This window comes from Pseudoalteromonas sp. SG45-1 (assembly GCF_014164135.1).
In the GTDB taxonomy this organism is placed as follows: Bacteria; Pseudomonadota; Gammaproteobacteria; order Enterobacterales; family Alteromonadaceae; genus Pseudoalteromonas; species Pseudoalteromonas distincta.
Genome location: NZ_JACJEP010000009.1, coordinates 27698 through 49499, shown reverse-complemented (window position 1 = coordinate 49499; position 21802 = coordinate 27698). Strand labels below are relative to the sequence as shown.

At 40.2% G+C, this 21802-nt stretch carries 21 protein-coding genes; 13 read left to right on the top strand and 8 right to left on the bottom strand.

What is annotated here, in order from left to right; all coding sequences use genetic code 11:
- Positions 1 to 41 precede the first annotated feature (41 nt).
- Complete coding sequence (locus H5117_RS09835) at positions 42 to 935, bottom strand: bifunctional GNAT family N-acetyltransferase/hotdog fold thioesterase (protein WP_002961136.1); 894 nt, start codon at positions 933 to 935, stop codon at positions 42 to 44.
- A 246-nt stretch (positions 936 to 1181) separates the two neighbouring features.
- Here H5117_RS09835 and H5117_RS09830 point away from each other — a divergent pair, with 246 nt between their 5' ends.
- A complete protein-coding gene (locus tag H5117_RS09830; RefSeq protein ID WP_024597210.1) occupies positions 1182 to 1895 on the top strand; it encodes a spermidine synthase in 714 nt (237 codons plus the stop codon).
- Here H5117_RS09830 and dtd read toward each other — a convergent pair.
- Positions 1884 to 2321, bottom strand: a complete 438-nt coding sequence (dtd, locus tag H5117_RS09825) for a D-aminoacyl-tRNA deacylase (protein WP_024597209.1) — start codon at positions 2319 to 2321, stop codon at positions 1884 to 1886. The two genes, H5117_RS09830 and dtd, sit on opposite strands and share 12 nt — an antisense overlap.
- Positions 2322 to 3227: a virulence factor BrkB family protein gene (locus tag H5117_RS09820; protein ID WP_002961130.1), complete on the bottom strand. Its 906-nt coding sequence runs from the start codon at positions 3225 to 3227 to the stop codon at positions 2322 to 2324.
- 87 nt (positions 3228 to 3314) lie between these two features.
- On the opposite strand from H5117_RS09820, the gene H5117_RS09815 reads away from it, so the two are divergent.
- The 3 genes from H5117_RS09815 to H5117_RS09805 all read left to right on the top strand — a co-directional run bounded on the left by H5117_RS09815 (position 3315) and on the right by H5117_RS09805 (position 5921).
- Positions 3315 to 3971, top strand: coding sequence for a DUF2959 domain-containing protein (locus H5117_RS09815; protein WP_002961128.1), 657 nt, complete (start codon positions 3315 to 3317; stop codon positions 3969 to 3971).
- Between the two features lie 74 nt (positions 3972 to 4045).
- Positions 4046 to 5125, top strand: a complete 1080-nt coding sequence (locus tag H5117_RS09810; protein WP_182737532.1) for an MBL fold metallo-hydrolase — start codon at positions 4046 to 4048, stop codon at positions 5123 to 5125.
- A gap of 67 nt (positions 5126 to 5192) precedes the next feature.
- Positions 5193 to 5921, top strand: a complete 729-nt coding sequence (locus H5117_RS09805) for a CBM9 family sugar-binding protein (RefSeq protein WP_182696282.1) — start codon at positions 5193 to 5195, stop codon at positions 5919 to 5921.
- Between the two features lie 364 nt (positions 5922 to 6285).
- Here the strand turns inward: H5117_RS09805 and typA are convergent, their stop codons facing one another.
- Positions 6286 to 8109, bottom strand: coding sequence for a translational GTPase TypA (gene typA / locus H5117_RS09800; protein WP_002961123.1), 1824 nt, complete (start codon positions 8107 to 8109; stop codon positions 6286 to 6288).
- 507 nt (positions 8110 to 8616) lie between these two features.
- On the opposite strand from typA, the gene glnA reads away from it, so the two are divergent.
- From glnA to H5117_RS09775, 5 genes are all read left to right on the top strand, one after another.
- Complete coding sequence (gene glnA, locus H5117_RS09795) at positions 8617 to 10023, top strand: glutamate--ammonia ligase (protein WP_182692919.1); 1407 nt, start codon at positions 8617 to 8619, stop codon at positions 10021 to 10023.
- Positions 10024 to 10136: 113 nt separating this feature from the next.
- Positions 10137 to 10658 (top strand): DUF4124 domain-containing protein, encoded by a 522-nt coding sequence (locus H5117_RS09790; RefSeq protein ID WP_182671859.1) that lies wholly within the window; start codon positions 10137 to 10139, stop codon positions 10656 to 10658.
- 82 nt (positions 10659 to 10740) lie between these two features.
- Positions 10741 to 11811: a nitrogen regulation protein NR(II) gene (gene glnL / locus H5117_RS09785; RefSeq protein ID WP_002961118.1), complete on the top strand. Its 1071-nt coding sequence runs from the start codon at positions 10741 to 10743 to the stop codon at positions 11809 to 11811.
- Between the two features lie 14 nt (positions 11812 to 11825).
- The gene (ntrC, locus tag H5117_RS09780) at positions 11826 to 13211 is read left to right on the top strand and encodes a nitrogen regulation protein NR(I) (RefSeq protein ID WP_002961117.1); all 1386 of its coding nucleotides are present in this window, start codon (positions 11826 to 11828) and stop codon (positions 13209 to 13211) included.
- Positions 13212 to 13240: 29 nt separating this feature from the next.
- Positions 13241 to 13699 carry a cyclic nucleotide-binding domain-containing protein gene (locus tag H5117_RS09775; protein WP_182737527.1) on the top strand — a complete coding sequence of 153 codons (459 nt, stop codon included), beginning with the start codon at positions 13241 to 13243 and terminating at the stop codon, positions 13697 to 13699.
- 145 nt (positions 13700 to 13844) lie between these two features.
- Here H5117_RS09775 and H5117_RS09770 read toward each other — a convergent pair whose 3' ends face one another.
- Entirely contained in the window at positions 13845 to 14132 is a 288-nt protein-coding gene (locus H5117_RS09770; RefSeq protein ID WP_182712460.1) for a hypothetical protein, read from the bottom strand.
- 245 nt (positions 14133 to 14377) lie between these two features.
- Here H5117_RS09770 and H5117_RS09765 point away from each other — a divergent pair, with 245 nt between their 5' ends.
- From H5117_RS09765 to H5117_RS09750, 4 genes are all read left to right on the top strand, one after another.
- Entirely contained in the window at positions 14378 to 14761 is a 384-nt protein-coding gene (locus H5117_RS09765) for an RNA-binding S4 domain-containing protein (RefSeq protein ID WP_182737524.1), read from the top strand.
- A gap of 98 nt (positions 14762 to 14859) precedes the next feature.
- Positions 14860 to 15288 carry a hypothetical protein gene (locus H5117_RS09760; RefSeq protein WP_182737522.1) on the top strand — a complete coding sequence of 143 codons (429 nt, stop codon included), beginning with the start codon at positions 14860 to 14862 and terminating at the stop codon, positions 15286 to 15288.
- Positions 15289 to 15493: 205 nt separating this feature from the next.
- Positions 15494 to 18238 carry an aconitate hydratase AcnA gene (gene acnA, locus H5117_RS09755; protein ID WP_002961112.1) on the top strand — a complete coding sequence of 915 codons (2745 nt, stop codon included), beginning with the start codon at positions 15494 to 15496 and terminating at the stop codon, positions 18236 to 18238.
- A gap of 120 nt (positions 18239 to 18358) precedes the next feature.
- Positions 18359 to 18613 carry a hypothetical protein gene (locus H5117_RS09750; RefSeq protein ID WP_182737519.1) on the top strand — a complete coding sequence of 85 codons (255 nt, stop codon included), beginning with the start codon at positions 18359 to 18361 and terminating at the stop codon, positions 18611 to 18613.
- On the opposite strand, the gene H5117_RS09745 is transcribed toward H5117_RS09750, so the two are convergent.
- The 3 genes from H5117_RS09745 to cysI form a co-directional block, all read right to left on the bottom strand.
- Positions 18614 to 19162, bottom strand: a complete 549-nt coding sequence (locus tag H5117_RS09745; RefSeq protein WP_182696276.1) for a DUF4124 domain-containing protein — start codon at positions 19160 to 19162, stop codon at positions 18614 to 18616. It lies immediately after the preceding gene.
- 145 nt (positions 19163 to 19307) lie between these two features.
- Complete coding sequence (locus tag H5117_RS09740) at positions 19308 to 20048, bottom strand: phosphoadenylyl-sulfate reductase (RefSeq protein ID WP_002961106.1); 741 nt, start codon at positions 20046 to 20048, stop codon at positions 19308 to 19310.
- A gap of 43 nt (positions 20049 to 20091) precedes the next feature.
- Positions 20092 to 21789 carry an assimilatory sulfite reductase (NADPH) hemoprotein subunit gene (gene cysI, locus H5117_RS09735; RefSeq protein WP_182737516.1) on the bottom strand — a complete coding sequence of 566 codons (1698 nt, stop codon included), beginning with the start codon at positions 21787 to 21789 and terminating at the stop codon, positions 20092 to 20094.
- Positions 21790 to 21802 lie beyond the last annotated feature (13 nt).

Genomic DNA, 21802 nt, shown 5'->3' with positions numbered 1-21802 from the left:
AAGCATTGCTTGGCTTTTTTGTGTTTTGAACAGCTAAACAGTTATTTTTTTACTACAAACTGCCCTTCAAATTCTGCAACCACGTTATCACCATCGTAAATAGTTACTGGCACTACGTAACTTGCTTTACCGTCGGTTTCTAAATCGCTTAACTTGCCCTTACAGGTTTGTATATCAACACAACCACGTGGGTCGGTAGTAAGCGGTTTTAAGTACTTAATGTTAGCATCGGCTAATACAATATTACCTTCAAGCCCAGCTTCTTTAAGTGCTAAGTACGTAGCGCCCCAACCTGTTAGCGTGGCCAAGCTATAAATAGAACCTGCAAACATTGTGTTATGTAGGTTTAAGTTAGCGTCTAGGTCGGCGCTGGTTGTAAATTGCCAATCGGTATAGCTTTCTACCTTAATACCCATCGCGTCACTAATTGGAATAGACTCACGCCACGTATTTTGTAGTACTTGCGTCCAATTAGGGTGACGAAACCAACCTGGCTCAGACGGTTTTTGCTTTACCATTTTAAAGTGTTGAACATCGCCATACGCTAAGTGCGCTTTTTCTTTTAATTCGTAACCGTGGCGTTTATAAAACTCAAGCGCTCGTTCGCGTGCAAACAATACAAGCTCGCCTGCGTTTTGAACCCATGCAATTTTTTCAAGCTCGTGCAGTAAGCGACTACCAATATGCTGGTTACGATTACCCTCTGCAACCGCCATATAGCGCACTTGTGCTTGCTCATGATTGTTAAAGTGCAAACGTGCTACACCTAGCACTTCGCCTTCTTTATTTTTTATAAAGCGGTGCTCAGAGTCTTGTTCCATATCGTCTTGTTCAGAGCCACGAGGCTCGCCCCAAGGCGCGCGTAATACTTGCCAACGCAATTGGTAATACGCTTGCCAATCTTCGCTACTTTGTGGGGTGCTTACCTGAAACATACATACTCCTGTTGTTATATAAGCCGTAAATAAAAGTCAAAAAAGGCTACGGCGCTATACTAATAGTATTGATTATCTACCAAACTAAAAAGCTTAAATAATTAAGTCCGTTGGTATTATTTATGGCAAATACCATACTCCATCTTAAAAAAACTGCAAATACGACTTTGGTGATGGCTGTAAAATAACGTAAAAAATAATGGCAAAGGCCATTGCGCTTTAACGTTGCTAGTTTATGCTGAGAATATGATGGAAAAAATCAATTATATAAATTCACTGACGGGTTTGCTGGGCGATCAATTTATTGAAAATAGCCACAGCATTGGTCAGTTAATCTATTGGCATAAATGCAGTGGCGATCACATTCAAGTACGTGAGCACGAGCCGTTACGCTGGTTACTGATTAACGACACTCTTCAATCTGTTATTGATTTAAATAACCCGGATTTATTACTTTTTCCACATTTATTATGCCTAGGTAAGCATTGGCAGGCTCTTAAGCCGCCACAAAAAGTGTTAGAACTAGGCCTCGGCGGCGGAGCAATTCGTAATTATTTACAATACAAATACCCTAAAGCACAAATAACATCGGTTGAAAAAAACGCTGATATTATTGATTGCTATACCCAATTTTTTTCGTCAAATAAAAATGAGCAACTGCTTTGCGCCGATGCGCAACAGATTTTAAAAAGTGCGCAAAATATTGATTGGATTATTTTAGATTTGTTTAGCCAGATAGATGCACCTCGATTTTTATTTGAAGAGGCATTTTATAAAAAAATTTACTCGGCTTTAAATAACAACGGTGTGCTATTTATTAACTTTTTATCGCAGCATGAGTCGCAATTAAAGCAACTTCAGCAGCTATTACTCGATGTATTTGGTTGTAATGTTAGCCCGCAAAAAATTACGGGCTATGTAAATCATATTGTCGTGGTAACCAAAAACTTAAACAGATAAGTTAAACGTAACGGGCCCATCGTTACACAAGCTTACTTGCATATCGGCACCAAACTCACCGGTGGCTATTGTAAGCCCCAACTCTTTAGCTTGAGCAACAAAGTACTCGTAAAGCTCATTAGCTTGGCTTGGCGTTGCCGCAGATGAAAAGCTAGGGCGCATACCCTTTTTAGTATCAGCCGCTAGCGTAAATTGCGAAACCACCAGTAACTCACCTTTAATATCTTTAAGGCTTAAGTTCATTTTGTCGTTTTCGTCAGTAAAAATACGATAATTACTTACCTTGTGTAAAAGCTTATCGGCCGTTTGCGTATCGTCGTGTTTTTCAACGCCCAGCAACAACAATATACCTTGGCTAATTTCACCTACTACTTGGTTGTTAATTTCTACTTTGGCATGCTTTACGCGTTGTATTAAACCTTGCATTTAAACTGTGTCCTTTACTGCTGGTTCATCATCTTCTAGTTCAAGTTCTGGTGTTTCTGGAATATCATTTGGGCTAATACACGCAGTAAATTCAGCGCCAAGCAAAACAACGACCCACGATAAATACACCCATACAAACAAAATAGGAATGGTTGCTACTGCGCCGTAAATAACTTCGTACGAAGGAAAATGGCTAATATAAAGTGCAAACCCTTTTTTAGTCAGCTCAAATAAAAGTGCCGCAAAAAAAGCGCCAGGTATTGCCGCTCTGAACGATACACGCGTATTAGGCACTAAGGTGTAGAGCATAATAAAGCCCACCATCGAAATCCCATACGGCAATAACTTTAACAAAAACCCGCTAAACCCAGGAATACCCTGATCAGCAAACGATACCAAAGATACAATATAAGAGGTAACACCAATACTCGCTCCGAGTAATACAGGCCCTAAGCTCAAAACCATCCAGTACACAGCAAATGAGATCATCATTGGGCGTTTTTTCTTAATTCGCCAAATTCGATTTAGTGTGGCATCTACATTACGTATTAACAGCAAGGCTATTGCAGCTAAAAAGCCAATACCTACCGCCGTCATTTGATTAGCGTTACCGGCAAAGGAGCTAATGTGCTCTCTAATAACATCGGTAGAGGTAGGGACAAAGTTGGTAAACAAAAAGCTCTCAATTTCCATGCGAGTAGATTCAAAGCCCGGAAAAGCTGAAAATATAGCAACACCCACCGCAATTAAAGGCACTAAAGAAAGAAGGGTTACGTAAGCAAGGTAACCTGCATTAACCGTTATTTGATCGTCTATACACCGATTAAAATACTGCATCCACCAACCAGGCTGCTGGCGTATAAAGGACTTAACTTGCTGTTTGTAATGTGAGAGCTTATCATTCATACAATTGACTTGTGCTTATATAGTTTTGATTATAATAACAATCAGCGCCATAATTTACAGCACTAACGCTCGTAAACAGGAATTCAAATGAAAAAACAAACATTACTCAGTGTTTCAATGCTTGTAGTAACACTTACTTTAACTGGCTGCCAATCAGCTTATTATTCTGCGATGGAAAAAGTGGGTGTTCACAAACGCGATATTCTTATTGACCGCGTAGAAGAAACCAAAGACTCGCAACAAGAGTCACAAGAAGAATTTAAATCGGCACTAGAGCGCTTAACTACTCTAATCGATTTTAATGGTGGCGAACTACAAGACACTTATAATCAGTTAAACGACGATTACGAGTCGAGCTTAAATGCCGCTAACGAAGTGTCAACTAACATCAATAAAGTAGAAGACGTGGCAGAAGCGCTATTTGATGAGTGGAGCGATGAGTTAGAGCAATACAAAAGCGCGTCACTTAAGCGTGAAAGCAGCAAAAAGCTAACCGCGACTAAGCGTCAATTTGATCAGCTATTACGCTCAATGCGCAGCGCAGAGAGTAAAATGGAGCCAGTATTAACCTCGCTTCATGATAACGTTTTATACTTAAAGCATAACTTAAATGCACAAGCGGTATCGGCTATTAAAGGTGAATTCACTAACCTTAAGCGCGATATTCAATTGTTGATGAACGACATGAACAAATCGATTGCCGATTCAAATAAATTTATTGAACAAATGAACAGCGCTGGCTAATCATTTGTTACTTTAAAAAGCCTGCTTAGCTGCAGGCTTTTTTATGTTAAAGGGAATACTAAAAGGGATTTACAATGAAACGCTTTTTAATCGCAACAATTCTCTTATGTATATTAACGGCCTGCGGTGCACCTAATAATATTAATCGTATTACCAGCTCTGACTCAGTTGTTGTTATTAATGATAAGAACGGCCGTTATAAAAATTTATACACAGGTGAAAAAATATATCCCACTACCTGTACTGAAAACTGCTACCCAGCTCACCCAGACTTACTATGCAAAACCGGCAGCGAAAACTGCCAGTACCAAGGCCAGCAAACTAAACCACAACTTAGCACTGGCTATACTGTGCGCTGGCTTGGCCACGCTAGTTTTGTAATTAACACACCAAATGGTCAAAGTGTGCTGTTTGATCCGGTAAAAAATCAGTTTGATTCTCCAGTCGCACTTGGCTTTAAACTCAGCGGTGGCACTTATCGTAAAGCAGGCGCTTGGCCTAGTGAGCAAGAACTGGAAAATATTGATGCGGTAATGTATTCGCATATTCATTACGATCATTTTAATAAAGCCGACATACAAAGCATTGGCAATAAACCTCGCTATTTAACACCACTCGGTATGGCCGACAACTTCCCTACCGGCGGTTTTAATATTAGCGAAATGCCGTGGTACTCAACAACCAACATTGACGACTTAGTTATTAACGCCGTGCCAGCTCATCATTTTAGCGCTCGCGTATTAGTGCCCTTTATTTACGAAGATAACAATAAAGACTTATGGAATGGCTGGCTGCTCGAACAAAACGGTAGCACCTTATTTTTTGCAGGCGATACAGGCTACTCAAAACATTTTAAAGACATACAGCAAAAATACGGCGATATCGATATTTGCTTAATGCCAATCGCTTCTTACTACAGTAAAGAAAGTGGTAAATTTTATCGTTACGTTCACACCACACCAGAAGACGCGCTCAACGCAGCACAAGAGCTTAACTGCAAAGTAATGATACCGTGGGGATACGGTAACTCAAGTTGGAAAATGGGCGACCACAGCAGTCATTCAGCCTTACTTCGCTTATTGCATATGTACAATAAAATGGATTCAAAAGTGCCGCTGTATATTTTAAACGAAGGCGAAAGTATTTCACTGTAACTATTCACTTAGCTGTTTTAAGATTGTTATTACATTAAGACGAATCGACAATAAAATTGAGAGATTAATGAAAAAATTAGCACTCGCCTTAAGCTTTTTATTAAGCACGCCAGCAATGGCTATTGATGTTGAACATACCTCAACTCCAATTACTATTGATGGCGTATCAGAAAGCGCATGGGATAAAGCCGCTTGGCACGACATGCCTTATTTAATGGATGGCACACTGCCAACAAACGATGCCGACTTTAAAGGGCGTTATCGTTTATTGTGGGATCAAAACTATTTATACCTACAAGCCGATATTGTGGATGATGTTTTAATAGATACACACGCAGATCCAACCTATAAATATTGGGATGACGATGCGCTTGAAGTATTTATTGATAGCGATGCATCGGGTGGTAATCATCAATTTAATCACACCGCATTGGCGTACCATATTGGCCTTGATAACCAAGCTGCCGATTACGGACCTGATAAAAAAGCCCATTTGTATACCGACCACCTAGTTAGTAACTGGAAGCGCAACACCACCGCGCCCTTTAACATCACCTGGGAAGTAGCGATAAAGCTCTACCCTAATAATTATAAAGAAGGGGCTAAAAACACCCCACTTACACTTAGCGAAAAGCAAGTAATCGGGTTTATGTTAGCGTATTGCGATAACGATGGCAGTGACGTGCGCGAGCACTTTATGGGCTCACACGAAGTACAACCAGTAAATGGCGACAGAAATCGTGGTTTTATAGATGCCGACGTATTTGGCAAAATAACCCTACTTCCTAAAAAGTAAGTTACTACCAATAAAATAATTGAACATGTATGTTGGGTTGAGCGAAGCGAGACCCAACGACCCCCCCACCAAAAAACACAGATACTTTGCATTATCGGCTGTTTCAGCTCTCTCTTTCTCTTCTCATTCCCTTCTCCTTGTGCAAAAGATCTTTAAGTAAATTATTCACAAAGAGGTTAAGAGGCGCTGCGCTTTTAGAGGTAAATATATTATGGAAATTTCATCTCAAAACAGTAGTCATATAATTTTTAACTAAATACTTTCAACTGACGACTATAGCTAATAGCTCTTATTTTCATCCACAAAAAAGCCGCTGTATTTTGCAATACAGCGGCTTTTAAAATCATTATTCTAAATTAATAGATTATGACTTAGGTGCACGACCCGCACGTTTACGTTCGTTTTCTGTAAGGTGTTTCTTACGGATACGAATGTTTAGTGGAGTAACTTCAACTAGCTCGTCATCATCGATGAACTCAAGCGCTTGCTCAAGTGAGTAGTTAAGGTGCGGAGAAAGCGTTTGCGCTTCATCAGTACCAGATGCACGTACGTTAGTTAACTGCTTGCCTTTAAGGGCGTTAACTGTAAGGTCGTTATCACGGTTATGAATACCGATAACCATACCTTCGTATACTTCAACACCGTGACCGATGAATAAACGGCCGCGCTCTTGTAAGTTGAATAATGCGTTAGTAAGTGCTTTACCAGTTGCGTTTGCAATCATTACGCCGTTCTTACGAACACCGATAGCGCCACCTTTATGAGGACCATAATGATCGAACGTATGGTACATAAGACCAGAACCCGAAGTAAGCGTCATGAAATCAGTTTGGAAACCAATTAAACCACGGCTTGGGATCATGAAGTCTAAACGCATACGGCCTTTGCCATCTGGAGTCATGTTAGTAAGTTCACCTTTACGTAGGCCAACTTGTTCCATAACAGAACCTTGATGCTCTTCTTGACAGTCAATAGTCACTGTTTCAAACGGTTCTTCTAGAACGCCATCTACAGTTCGTAAGATAACTTCTGGACGAGAAACTGAAAGCTCGTAACCTTCACGACGCATGTTTTCGATTAAGATACCTAGGTGTAATTCACCACGACCAGAAACACGGAAGCTATCTGGGCTTGCAGTATCTTCAACGCGAAGTGCTACGTTGTGTACTAATTCTTTGTCTAAACGCTCACGGATATTACGTGACGTTACAAACTTACCTTCTTTACCACAGAAAGGTGAGTTATTTACAGAGAATGTCATTGTTACAGTTGGCTCATCAACACTTAGTGGTGGTAATGCTTCAACGTTTCCTGGGAAACAAACTGTATCAGAAATCTTAAGCTCACCAATACCTGTTACAGTTACGATGTTACCAGCGTAAGCTCTATCAGTTTCGATACGCTCAAGACCTAAGTAGCTTTGTACTGCACCAATTTTACCATTACGTGTAGTGCCATCAGCACTGATAATAGTAACTTGTTGGTTAGGAGCAACAGAACCACGTTTAATACGACCAATACCAACTACACCAACATAAGAGTTGTAATCTAGTTGAGAAATTTGCATTTGGAAGTCACCTTCAGGATCTGCATCCGGTGGTGATACTTCTTCAACGATCATCTTGAACATAGGTTCCATGTTGTCTGATGGTTCGTCTAAATCTAGTGTTGCCCAACCGTTGATTGCTGAAGCGTAGATTACTTTAAAGTCTAACTGTTCGTCAGTCGCGCCAAGGTTGTCGAATAAATCAAAGATTTGATCCATAACCCAATCTGGACGAGCGCCTGGCTTATCAATTTTATTGATAACGACGATTGGCTTTAAGCCTTGCGCGAATGCTTTTTGCGTAACGAAACGCGTTTGCGGCATTGGACCTTCTTGAGCATCAACAAGTAATAATACTGAGTCAGCCATCGAAAGTACGCGTTCAACTTCACCACCGAAATCGGCGTGTCCCGGGGTATCTACGATATTGATATGGTAGTCATTCCAAGAAATGGCTGTGTTTTTAGCCAAAATGGTAATACCACGTTCTTTCTCAATGTCGTTTGAGTCCATCACGCGCTCTTCGTTACCGCCGCGTGTTTCTAATGTACCTGATTGCTCAAGTAGTTTGTCAACCAGTGTTGTTTTACCATGGTCAACGTGCGCGATAATCGCTATATTTCTTAACTGTTCGATGCTCATATATTTACTCAGAGAAATTAAATTCTCATTGATCCTGCAAGATCTACGCACTCATCCACGCTTTCGCGAGATGTCCCAGCATAGGATTTAAAAGGGCGCATATTATCCCTCATTAATGACATGGATGAAAGTTTATCCAATATAAATTTCAAAACTTTCTCAATACTTTTACTAAGTATCTGTTTTATATATGACAATTATATGAATTAAATTTCAAATTTTTTTTGAAAAACAGCCTTTTTGGCTATTTTGCTGATCTTTTTGGTACTCTTTTGCATTTAGGTTATGCTATTTCCGAGCGATTAAATTAGCAGCAAATTGTGCCCTGTAAATTTTGCACCAAAAAGGAAAATTTACGCACCAACATAGTGCGTTTGTACATTCCATTTTGATGCAACGATATTTTTTTAATTTATAAACAGCTAGTTATAAAAATGGCACAAAATCAGCTTAGTAAATCCCAAAGCAATTATGCAGCAATAACAAAACCCAATAGTTGGAGGACACATGTCACAATCGGTTTTAGATTTTATTAAAGAAAATGACGTTAAGTTCATTGATTTACGCTTTACTGACACTAAGGGTAAAGAACAACATGTATCTATTCCTCATCACCAAGTTGATGAAGACTTTTTTGAAGACGGTAAAATGTTTGACGGTTCTTCAATTGCAGGCTGGAAAGGCATAAACGAATCAGACATGGTATTAATGCCAGTTGCTGACTCAATCAAACTAGACCCTTTCACTGAAGAATCAACATTAATCGTACGTTGTGACGTAGTAGAGCCTTCAACGCTTCAAGGTTATGAGCGCGACCCGCGTTCTGTTGCTAAGCGTGCTGAAGATTACATGCGCTCTACAGGTATTGCAGATACAGTTTTATTTGGCCCTGAGCCAGAGTTTTTCGTATTTGACGACGTTAAATACAAATCAGATATGTCTGGTTCTATGTACAAAATTGATTCTAAGCAAGCTGCTTGGAACTCAGATAAAGAATATGCAGATGGCAACACAGGTCACCGTCCAGGTATTAAAGGCGGTTACTTCCCCGTTGCTCCTGTTGATGACTTCCAAGATTGGCGTTCAGCTACGTGTCTAGTCCTAGAAGAAATGGGCCAAGTAGTAGAAGCACATCACCACGAAGTTGCAACAGCAGGTCAAAACGAGATTGCTACTCGCTTTAATACAATGGTATTAAAAGCGGATGAAATTCAAGAAATGAAATATGTTATCCATAACATGGCTCACTTATACGGTAAAACAGCAACGTTTATGCCTAAGCCAGTTGTTGGTGATAACGGTTCTGGTATGCACTGTCACCAGTCACTTGCTAAAGATGGTGTAAACCTTTTTGCTGGTGATAAGTACGGCGGTCTTTCTGAAGATGCACTTTACTACATTGGCGGCATCATTAAGCATGCTAAAGCAATCAATGCTTTTGCAAATGCCTCTACTAACTCGTATAAACGTTTAGTACCAGGTTTTGAAGCACCAGTTATGCTTGCATACTCTGCACGTAACCGTTCTGCATCAATCCGTATCCCAGTGGTTCCATCTGAAAAAGGTCGTCGTATTGAAGTACGCTTCCCAGATCCAACAGCTAACCCATACCTTGCTTTCTCAGCAATGCTTATGGCTGGCCTTGATGGTATCAAAAACAAGATCCACCCTGGCGATGCTATGGATAAAGATTTATATGACTTACCAGCTGAAGAAGCAGCAGAAATCCCAACTGTTGCAGCATCACTTGACGAAGCACTATCTGCACTTAGCGCAGACCGTGAATTCTTAACTCAAGGTGGTGTATTCACTGACGACTTAATCGATGCTTACATCGAACTTAAATCTAAAGAAGTTGAAAAGCTTAACATGACAACTCACCCAGTTGAGTTTGAAATGTACTACAGCTGTTAATTTAGCTGTATAAAATATGTGTGTTCTCAAGCCCGCTTTGCGGGCTTTTTTAATGGTAAAATTAATCAATCTCCACTAAAGTTAAGTTACCGACAAAAATGCAGGGCTGCAGAGTGAACAACAAGATTTTATTACTATTAATTGCTTTAGGATTAAGCAATTATGGTTACGCTGGTGAAACAAAGATATACGCTTGGAAAGATAAAAATGGCGTATTAGTGTTCTCTGACACCCCTCATAAAGGTGCTAAAGAGGTAAAGCTTACCAGCCAAGATCTTAATATGCCTGCAACAAATACTGACATTTTTGACGAGCAACCCCAGCCCCAACAAGCGGCCTTTAGTATTGCCATTTCCTCACCTGATCATAACCAGACTATTCGTGAAAATACCGGCACTGTTTATGTTACTAGCCGAATAAAACCACGCTTTGAAACTGGTTTTACTATACAACTTTTTATTGATGGCAAAGCACATGGCCCAGCCAGTGACAGTTCAACCTTTGCAATAAGAGATGTAGAACGTGGTGAGCACACACTACAATTAAAGCTTTTTAATAGTAAAAACCAAGTTATTGCTATAAGTGAGCCCTGCATATTTTTTATGCACCGAAAAGGGCTAAACCTAAGTAACTAAATTGGGGCATTACTAAACGTGCAGCAGTGTATTTTACTATATAACTTGCTTGTAAATATCCACGCACTAAAATGGTGCAGCTATGATTAATAATAAAAACTTTAGCCCTGAGCTACTCGATGCTATTTGGCAAAATCAAACAACCGCTATTATGTTGCTTGATAAAAACTTCACCGTTGTCTATGCCAATACCAGTACTAGCGAACTGCTTGGCCTTGGTAACAAGCGCCTATTAGATCAGCCTTTCGATAGTCTTTTTAATTACCATTCAATCGATTTGCAGCGTATAGAACAATACTCATTAGTTGAAGGTGTAGATTGCCAGCAGCACAGAGCTGACGTGGTTTTTAGCGATTCTCGCCATGCAAAAGTAGCCGTAAGTACACGACAAATTAAGTTTGATGGCTCACTTTATATTTTATTTGAGTGGCGCCAAACTGATGACGAAATTAAGCACGACCAAGCGTCTAATCAAATGCATCAATACCAAGCAGCCCGAAATCTAATTAGAGGCTTAGCTCACGAAATTAAAAATCCTTTAGGTGGAATTCGCGGAGCGGCGCAGTTATTGCAGTATGAGGTTGATCAACAAGAAAGAGACCAATGTGCTGAACTTATCATTGAGCAAGCTGACCGATTACGCGAATTAGTAGATAGGCTTTTAGGGCCAAATCAGCTTCCGCAAAAATCGTATGGCAATATACATCAATCACTTGAATCAGTTGCACGACTAAGTACGTTAGATAATTGTTCTAACATTAGCTTGGTTAAGGATTACGACCCAAGCATTCCTGATGTATACATTGATCAAGGTAAAATTCAGCAAGTAGTATTAAACATTGTTCGAAATGCTCAGCAGGCGCTTGTAGATGGCGGTGAAATAACAATAAAAACCCGCATTAATCATCAACATCGTCGCCCAGGTAAAGCACCTAAAAAAGCCTTGTTGATCCAAATATCTGATAACGGACCAGGTATTGATCCCAGTGTACGTGAAACACTGTTCTACCCTATGATCACCAATAAAGAAGATGGCTCAGGGTTAGGACTCTCAATAGCGCAAACGCTGATAGATCAACATGATGGCTATATAGAATGTGATAGCTGGCCTGGACATACTGAATTTAATATCTATCTGCCCTTTGCAGATTAATGTTTGGAGTTTGCATGAAAACAGTTTGGCTTGTAGATGATGATGCTTCTATTCGATTTGTACTTGAAAAAGCACTAACCCGTGCAGGGTTTAACGCAGAAAGCTTTGCTAATGCGCAAGATGTATTAAGCGCATTAAAGTTTAGTCAACCTACTGTTTTAGTTTCGGACGTACGAATGCCTGGTATGGATGGCATGGCGTTGCTTGAGCTTATAGCAGAGCAAAACCCTGGGCTGCCAGTTATTATAATGACTGCCCACTCAGATTTGGACTCTGCAGTTAATGCATTCCAAAAAGGTGCTTTTGAATACCTAGCTAAGCCGTTTGATTTAAACGAAGCAGTGGCGCTAGTCGAAAGCGCATGCAGAGCAAACTCCACTAAAAAAACTAAGCGAAAGCAAGCTCCACCAAAAAGTGCCCACATTATTGGTGAAGCACCCGCTATGCAAGAAGTGTTTAGAGCGATAGGTAAACTATCGGCCTCTAGCATGAGCGTATTAATAAATGGTGAATCTGGCACAGGTAAAGAACTTGTCGCCAGCGCCCTGCACAACCATAGCCCACGTAAAGAAAATCAATTTATTGCACTTAACATGGCGGCCATTCCAAAAGAGCTTGTTGAGTCAGAGTTATTTGGCCACGAAAAAGGCGCGTTTACGGGCGCCGATAGCGTACGTAAAGGCCGCTTTGAGCAAGCCAATGGCGGTACACTATTTTTAGATGAAATTGGTGATATGCCACTTGATGTGCAAACACGTTTATTACGCGTTCTTGCCGATGGTGAGTTTTATCGCGTTGGTGGCCATCAAAGTATAAAAGTGGACGTACGCATTATTGCAGCTACGCACCAAAACCTTGAAGATTTAGTTAAACAAGGCAAGTTTAGGGATGATTTATTTCATCGTCTTAATGTTGTGCGCCTACGTTTACCTGCTCTTCGAGAGCGTACTGAAGATATAGAAAGCTTATCGCAACACTTTTTACATAAAAGCGCTAAAGAGCTACAAGTAGAAAGTAAAGTACTGAGCCCTAAAGCGACTGAGCAATTACGTTTATTTAATTGGCCAGGTAATGTACGCCAGTTAGAAAACACCTGTCGCTGGCTGACAGTTATGGCACCGGGTGAGCTTGTAAGCGAGCAAGATTTACCGCCGGAAATTCTGGATGCTTCACCAACCCAAGAAGAAGGTGATTGGTTAGATGCGTTTCAACAATGGCTTAATCAAGAGCTAAAAAAAGGCAAAGAAAATATTTGGCCTGACATTCAAGCTCAACTAGAAACTCGCTTAATAAAAACAGCCCTGGCTAATTGCTCTGGTCATAAACAAGATGCTGCTATAAAAATTGGTTGGGGACGCAACACGTTGACCCGAAAATTAAAAGAGCGCAATATTAGCTGATTAAACGCTTTTAACACATTTGGTTATTGATGAAGCTAATCGAACATATTCCATTATTCAAACAAATGGAAATTATAAACAGGCTGCACTTTTTTAAAGAATTTACGCTCAGCGAGCGCCAAGTCTTATTGGAGTCGTTCGGCCTGTTATATTTAGTAAGTCAGCATCAATTTTTATTTAAGCAATACGATAACGACAAGCGCTTGTACATTGTACTTAGCGGCGCATTATTATTATTTAAGCATAACCATTTACTAGAACTTGGCACTATAGAGCCCGGTGAATTTATAGGTGAAGGTGCCTTTATAAATAACCGAGAGCGCAGTACCAGTGCTCGCGCTAAAACCGACACCATAGTACTTGCCATTACCCCTGAAGCACTCACCCGCTTACCTAATGTTATCCGCGAAAAAATTAAAGACCGAATTATTGAAGGTATGAGCCTGCGCATTGCCAAATTAAGCGAGCATATAGAAATCCACGGTTAGAGACTGTTTATATCCCCAAGTTGATTCTAGCTGCTACCTTTGAGTTGCACTCAACGTTTATGTATAAATATATGCAGTCGGTTACTGACACGTACTTAATAAAATGGCTAAGCACACTAAAACTATATTTTTGATAAATAGCAAATCAGCTAATTTGGCTATCTAACCAAGCATCAACACTTTTGCGAGTATATAAAACTTCTTTAAATAAACGATGACGTTCAAATTCAAGTTTTGTTTTTCTCGTGGCATCACCACTAACTAAACGGCTATGGGTATCATTGAATTTTGAAATTACAGAAAAACCGCGCTCACCTTGATCAGCTTGCTTTTTTACAGAATTAGCAAGGTGCTCTCTAACATCGTCAGCAGTTAACATACCTGAATTATCTAATCCCATTAGCTCTTTTTTCATTGCTAATCTTACGCCCATTTCCTACTCCATTTAATGAAAAATATTTATTCCGCCAAAGTTTTAGCAATTAGCAGGCCATACGTAAAATTAACTGCTGCAAAGATTACTCTTCAATTGCTTCAGTTTTTTTAAAGACAGATAAAATACATAAAAACTTTCGTCGTTATTTCCCTATTACAATTAGCTAAAGTTACTTGCTTTGGTGCAAAAGTAGCTGCAAGCCTTTATACTACAGCTTGTGCGTTACCCCACCGAGAGCAAATATGAACGAAGAATACATAGAAATAGAATTAGAAGAAGAGCCGATTGAGCTCTGTAAATTATTAAAAGTACTAAACTTAGTTGAAGGTGGCGGCCAAGCTAAAAACCTAATTACTGAAGGCTATGTGGGTGTTAACCATGAAATTTGTACAATTAAACGGAAAAAATTATACAGTGGTGATGTACTAGAGTTTGATGATGAGTTTTTTAAACTCTCACTAAGTGAAGATGCAATCCCTGTAGAAAAACCTGCGGTACAAACTCAAGCAGAGTCAAAGCAAGTTGCACCACAACCAACAAATCAACCAGCTAAAAGTAAGCGTAAGCGAACTAAAAAACCAAAAGTAGATGATAAAACAGGTCGTCGTCCTATTTCATTTGGTTAAGCATTTAAAAGCACTCTTTTTATATAAAAAGGCCAACTTGTATAGTTGGCCTTTTTACTCTTTAATAACCTAATTAATAATAAAAACAAGGTTATAAAATGTCTGTAAACACACCTAAAAATTGGTTTAAACCCGTTGTATGGGCGGCACTCGTATGGAACTTACTTGGCGTTATTGCATTTGCTATGCACATGATGATGACACCCGAAATGATAGGTAAACTTCCGTTAGATCAACAAGCTGCCTACTCTGACATCCCTCTTTGGTCAACCATTGCATTTGCTGTAGCTGTATTTGGAAGCACTTTGGGTTGTCTGTTTTTACTTGCTAAAAACGCGCTGGCAACACCTACTTTTTGGCTATCGCTCGGCGCTATTTTAATTCAGCAATATTATAATTTTGTGGTCATAAATAGTATTGAGCTACTTGGCGCAAGTGCGGTATTTATGCCTATTTTTGTAATCATTATTGCCATCGCTTTACTTTGCTTGAGTATTAAAGGTAAGCAACAAGGTTGGTTACAGTAATTAATAAGGGTCGAAATAACTTTTGACCCTATCTCTTCTTTTAAATCATCTCTTGAAATTAAATTTTTCAGCATCATCTCTACTATAATAACTGTATAAAATTCGTTCTCTAAACGCGATTTTTTACACTGGTATGTACTTTGCAACTCGAACACTACAGAGGTCACTCTTCAAAACATTTTTATAATTCATAAAGGGGCAAATAATGAATAATAGTTTCGATACCCAACATCAGCTCACAATAAATGGTGAGCAATATCATATTCATTCTCTAAAAGGACTTGGCGACAAAGCGAAACGATTGCCCTTTTCCTTAAAAGTACTACTTGAAAACCTTCTTCGTAACGAAGATGGCGTAAATATAAAAGAACAAGACATTCAAGCCCTTCTTAATTGGGATCCTCAAGCAAAGCCTGCATCTGAAGTTGCCTTTACCCCCGCCCGTGTTGTTATGCAAGATTTTACCGGCGTACCCGCTATTGTAGATTTAGCCGCGATGCGTGACGCAATGGAAAAGCTAGGTGGAGATCCTGCAAAAATAAACCCGTTATCGCCTGCTGAACTTGTGATTGACCATTCGGTACAAGTAGATGGCTACGGAAATGATGGTGCATTTGATTTAAATGCAAAACTTGAGTACGACCGAAATAAAGAACGTTATGAATTTTTACGTTGGGGACAAACCGCTTTTGATAATTTAAAAGTAGTGCCACCAGCAACCGGTATTGTTCACCAAGTAAACCTAGAATACTTAGCGCGCGTTGTTTTTAATGAAGAGCGCGACGGCAAAAAATTCGCTTACCCAGATACGCTTGTAGGGACTGACTCTCACACCACCATGATTAATGGCTTAGGCGTGCTTGGTTGGGGTGTAGGCGGCATTGAAGCTGAAGCAGCCATGCTTGGTCAGCCAATTAGCTTACTCATTCCACAAGTAGTAGGTATGAAGCTAAGCGGACGTTTACCTGAAGGTACTACCGCAACCGATTTAGTGTTAACAGTAACCGAAATACTGCGTAATCATGGGGTAGTGGGTAAATTTGTAGAATTTTATGGTGACGGCCTTGCCGACCTACCACTTGCCGATAGAGCAACCATAGCCAATATGGCACCAGAATACGGCGCTACGTGTGGTATTTTCCCAATTGATGATGAGACCATTAACTACCTTCGCTTAACAAACCGCGACGAAAAACACTTAAAAGTAATTGAAGATTACGCTAAGCATCAAGGCTTATGGCGTAACGATGGCGACGAAGCTAATTATACCGATACACTTGAGCTTAAATTAGATGACGTTGTACCAAGCCTTGCAGGCCCTAAACGCCCACAAGATAGGATTGCCTTAAACGAAGCTGGCAAAGTTATTGGCGATCATTTAAAAGGCTTCCAAGACGAACGTATGGCTCGTCGTGATAAAAGCGATGAAGAACAAGCTCGTATTGAGAGTGAAGGGCCGACAACAAATCCAGATGAGCCAGTTAACGAAGCGCAGTTTATGGGTGCCGCTAAGGTTAAATTTAAAGGCCAAGAGTTTGAGCTAAACGATGGCGCTTGTGTTATTGCCGCAATTACCAGCTGTACCAACACCTCTAATCCAAGTGTTATTTTAGCTGCTGGTTTGGTTGCTAAAAAAGCGAAACAGTTAGGCATTAATGTAAAACCTTGGGTTAAAACATCACTTGCTCCAGGCTCAAAAGTAGTTACCGACTACCTAGAAAAAGCAGGCCTGATGGATGACCTAGAAAGCCTAGGCTTTAACTTAGTTGGCTACGGCTGTACTACGTGTATTGGTAATTCAGGGCCACTTGCAACTGAAATATCAGACGCGATTCAAAAACATAAATTAGTAGTGAGCTCTATTTTATCGGGTAACCGTAACTTTGAAGGGCGTATTCACCAAGATGTTAAAATGAACTTTTTAGCCTCTCCTCCGCTTGTCGTAGCTTATGCCATTGCAGGTAGAACCGATATTGACGTATACAACGAACCCCTTGCTCAAGATGCTAACGGTAACGATATTTACCTTAAAAACATTTGGCCAAGCGTTAAAGAAGTAAGTGACTTAGTTAAAGAAACCGTAACTAAGGAAATGTTTGAAAAAAGCTACGCTAACGTTTACGAAGGCGATAGCCGTTGGCAGCAAATTAAAATACCGGATGGCAAACTTTACGATTGGGATGATGCATCTACCTACATTAAAAAAGCACCCTTTTTTGATGGTATGAAAGTAGAACCACCGGGCATTCCTTCTATTGAAGGTGCACGTTGTTTAGCTAAACTTGGAGATTCAGTAACCACTGACCATATTTCTCCAGCGGGTGCTATTAAAGCAGAAGCGCCAGCAGGTTTATACTTGCAAGAGAAAGGTGTAGATAAAGCGCAATTTAACTCGTACGGCTCACGCCGTGGTAATCACGAAGTAATGATGCGCGGCACGTTTGCTAATGTGCGTCTTAAAAACTTACTAGCTCCTGGTACTGAAGGTGGCGTAACACGTACTCAGCCTGGCGATACGCTAGAGAGTATTTATGATGCAGCAATGGAGTATCAAAAAAATAATACTCCACTCATTATTTTAGCGGGCAAAGAATATGGCACGGGTTCATCTCGTGACTGGGCTGCTAAAGGCTCACTTTTATTAGGCGTTAAAGCCGTTGTAGCACAAAGCTATGAACGTATTCATCGCTCTAACTTAATTGGTATGGGTGTATTACCGCTGCAATTTAAAGAGGGTGAAAGCTACGAGACACATGGGTTAACAGGGCAAGAACAATTTGATATTGATGGCCTGTACGATAAAACCGATGAAGTTACCGTTATTGCTACAAATGCCGAAGGTAAAAAAGTAACCTTGAGTGCAGACGTACGTATTGATACCCCTAAAGAGTGGGATTACTACAAACACGGCGGCATTTTACAATATGTACTGCGTAATATGCTCGACTAATAAAAACAGTAGCTAATACATCTAAAAGCCCAGCTTAGTAATAAGCTGGGCTTTTTTATATGTGTTGTTTGTTGTCTTAAATCAATGCTAAGCATTTAAAGCGTGCCTACTGAGGTAACTATGTCGCAAACAATGATAATTAGGCTGCTTAAAACATCAATAATGCTTGGGTTGTGCCTTATCGTGACTGGCCATACTTTAATTGTGTCGAACTACTTTACTGTCGAGCATGGTATTAAAGGAATAATTACAGCGGCGGCATGCATTGCTGTAGGCGTGCTGCTGTCGCTTCCCACTAAAATATATTTAACAGTATTATTGATGGAAGCCGAAAAACGTTATTTAAAAAACCATAAAAGCACTCACTCTAAATAATTAAAGTGCACTTAAATTATTAATTTCTTTATTACGTTTTTCTAGTTTGTCTTTTACATTTTCGGCGTCATTAAATAGCTTTTTAACCGAATCTGGGTTCAAAATACTGATCCCCTCTGGTGCAGCCGATATTGTGTTTGGAGTTGAAGAGGTATTTAAAATAGACGTGTCTTCTGCAGCAATAACTGTAATATCTTTAGGATCGAGTTTTACTTCAATACTTTTTACATGCGGGTTAGGTGTATCAGAAAAGTGCCATTGGCCTGTTTCGTCTTGCCACTTAAAAATTTTACCACTTGAGGTAGCATTTGCAGCAATTGGTTCATCAGAAATACTGCTCGCAATTTTATCGCCAGCTTGCTGAACGCCCTGCACTGCTTGGTCCAAAGTACTGCTAGATAGCGCGACCATTCTTTCTTTAATTTGCTGAGATTCACTGCTAATTGATGATGCAGAAAGCCATGTTTGACCATCGGGCTTTTTTAGATAAAACAAAGAGATGACTGCAATAGCCATAATTGATATAGCTAAGTAGGTAAAGTATTTCATAGCGTTCCTGCTTTAATTAATCCTTTAATGCCTTGAGTCTAATAAAAAATACTTAATTAGGCAATTTTTTGTACCCGAATAAAAGAAAATAAAAACGCAGCCGAAGCTGCGTTTTTATTTGCGATTTAACTGCATCGTAGTGACGTTAAATACCGTCACCATCCATGTGCAGTCCACATTCTCGGTTTAAGCCAAAAAAGCGAGTTTCTTCCTCTGTCATTCCTGGTTCTAACTTACGTGTTGTATGTACGTCACCCATCGATACATAACCTTGTTCCCATAATGGGTGGTAAGGTAAATCGTGCTTAGTCAGGTACTGATACACGTCGCGGTTAGACCATTCAATAATCGGGTACACTTTAACGGTACCACGGCTTATTTCTACAAACTGTTTATCAGCACGTGTAGATGATTGATCGCGACGCAAACCACTAAACCACGTGCCCGCTTCTATCTCTTTAAGTGCGCGGGTCATCGGCTCAACTTTATTAAGCTGGTTATATTGCTTAATGCCGTCCTCGCCTTGCTCCCACAACTTACCAAACTTAGCTTCTTGCCATGCAGGGCTTAGCTGCGCTCTATACACCTTTAAGTTAAGTGATAAACGCTCACTCATTTGTTCAATAAACTGATACGTTTCAGGAAATAAATAGCCTGTATCGGTTAATACAACGGGAATATCTGGACGTTGTGAGGTCATTAAATGCAGCATTACTGCCGCTTGAATACCAAAGCTAGATGATAAAAAAGCCGTATTAGGCAAGTTATCAAGCGCCCATGCAACACGCTGTTCTGCGCTCATATTCGCTAGCAAACCATTAGCATCAGCTAACATAGCCGCTTGGCTTTGTTTATCTAGCTGTAAAATGTTTTTAAATTCACTCATGGTAAATTCCAAACCTCACCAGCGCTTTGGCGCTGGTATTTAATTAAGCGTGAAAATCGGTTACTGATACTTTTACTTCAGCAACTATGCCTTTGCGTATAACAAAGTCACCAAAACACTCACCTTCGTTACGCTCTTTTGCCCATTGCCCAATGAGCTTATCGAATGCTTCTAGGTAAACGTGTTCGCCTACGTTCTCAAGGTACAATTTAGGAATACGTGTACCTTCTAAATTACCACCTAGGTAAACGTTGTACTTACCTGGGCCTTTACCCACTAAACCAGCTTCTGCAAGCATTGCGCGGCCACAACCGTTAGGGCAACCTACAACGCGCATAATAATGCTGTCATCTGGTATACCGTGCTTGGCAAGTAATGCTTCAGTTTTTTCTACTAGGCTTGGTAAGTAACGCTCTGCTTCGGCCATTGCAAGTGGGCACGTTGGCAGTGAAACACACGCCATAGAATTTTTACGCTGCTGCGAATCTTTGTCGTCAATCAGGCCATGACTACGAGCAATTTCTTCAATCACGGCTTTTTGATCTGCAGGTACGCCAGCAATAATTAAGTTTTGGTTTGCCGTCATACGCATGTCACCTTGGTGAACTTCTGCAATTTTACGACAACCTGTTTTAAGCGGTTTGCCTGGGTAGTCTAAAATACGACCACTTTGAATGAATAGCGTTAAGTGATGCTTACCATCAATGCCTTCAACCCAACCAATGCGATCGCCTCGGTGAGTAAACTCAAACGGACGACTTGGTGCAAACGTAACGCCTGAGCGTTTTTCTACTTCTGCTTTAAATACATCAACACCTACACGGTCTAGTGTGTATTTAGTTTTTGCATTTTTACGGTTTGAACGATTACCCCAATCGCGCTGCACAGATACAACATGCTCTGCAATTTTTAAGGTATCTTCTAGCGTAATAAAGCCAAAGTCATCAGCCTTACGCGGATACGTAGCCGTATCGCCGTGCGTCATGGCAAGGCCACCGCCCACTAATACGTTAAAACCAACAAGCTTGCCGTTATCAGCAATTGCCACAAAGTTTAAGTCATTCGCATGCACATCAACTTCGTTGTTAGGTGGAATAGTTACCGTTGTTTTAAATTTACGCGGTAAGTAATTAGACCCTAAAATTGGCTCTTCTGTGGTTTCTGCTTTTTCGCCATTTAACCAAATTTCGGCATACGCTTTCGTTTTTGGTAATAAATGCTCAGAAATTTTTGCAGCCCAGTCGTAAGCTTCTTGATGTAACTCAGACTCAACTGGGTTAGTAGTACAAAGCACATTACGGTTAACGTCACCCGCTGTAGCAATAGAGTCTATACCTACGCTATCAAGCATTTGGTGCATGCCTTTAATATTAGGCTTTAATACACCATGAAACTGAAACGTTTGACGCGTTGTTAAACGAATACTGCCGTAGCTTGTTTTGTCATCTGCAAACTTATCGATTGCTAGCCACTGCTCTGGCTTAATAATACCGCCAGGCATACGTGCACGTAACATTACATTATGTAGCGGCTCTAGCTTTTGCTTAGCACGCTCACCACGTATATCGCGGTCATCTTGTTGGTACATGCCATGAAAACGAATTAGCTGAAAGTTGTCGGCAGTAAAACCACCGGTAATCTCGTCTTTTAAATCTTTTTCTATGGTGCCACGTAAAAAGTTACTTTCTCTTTTCAAACGTTCGTTATCAGAAAGTTTTACGTTTTTATCTTGTTCGCTCATTTTAAATCCTAAA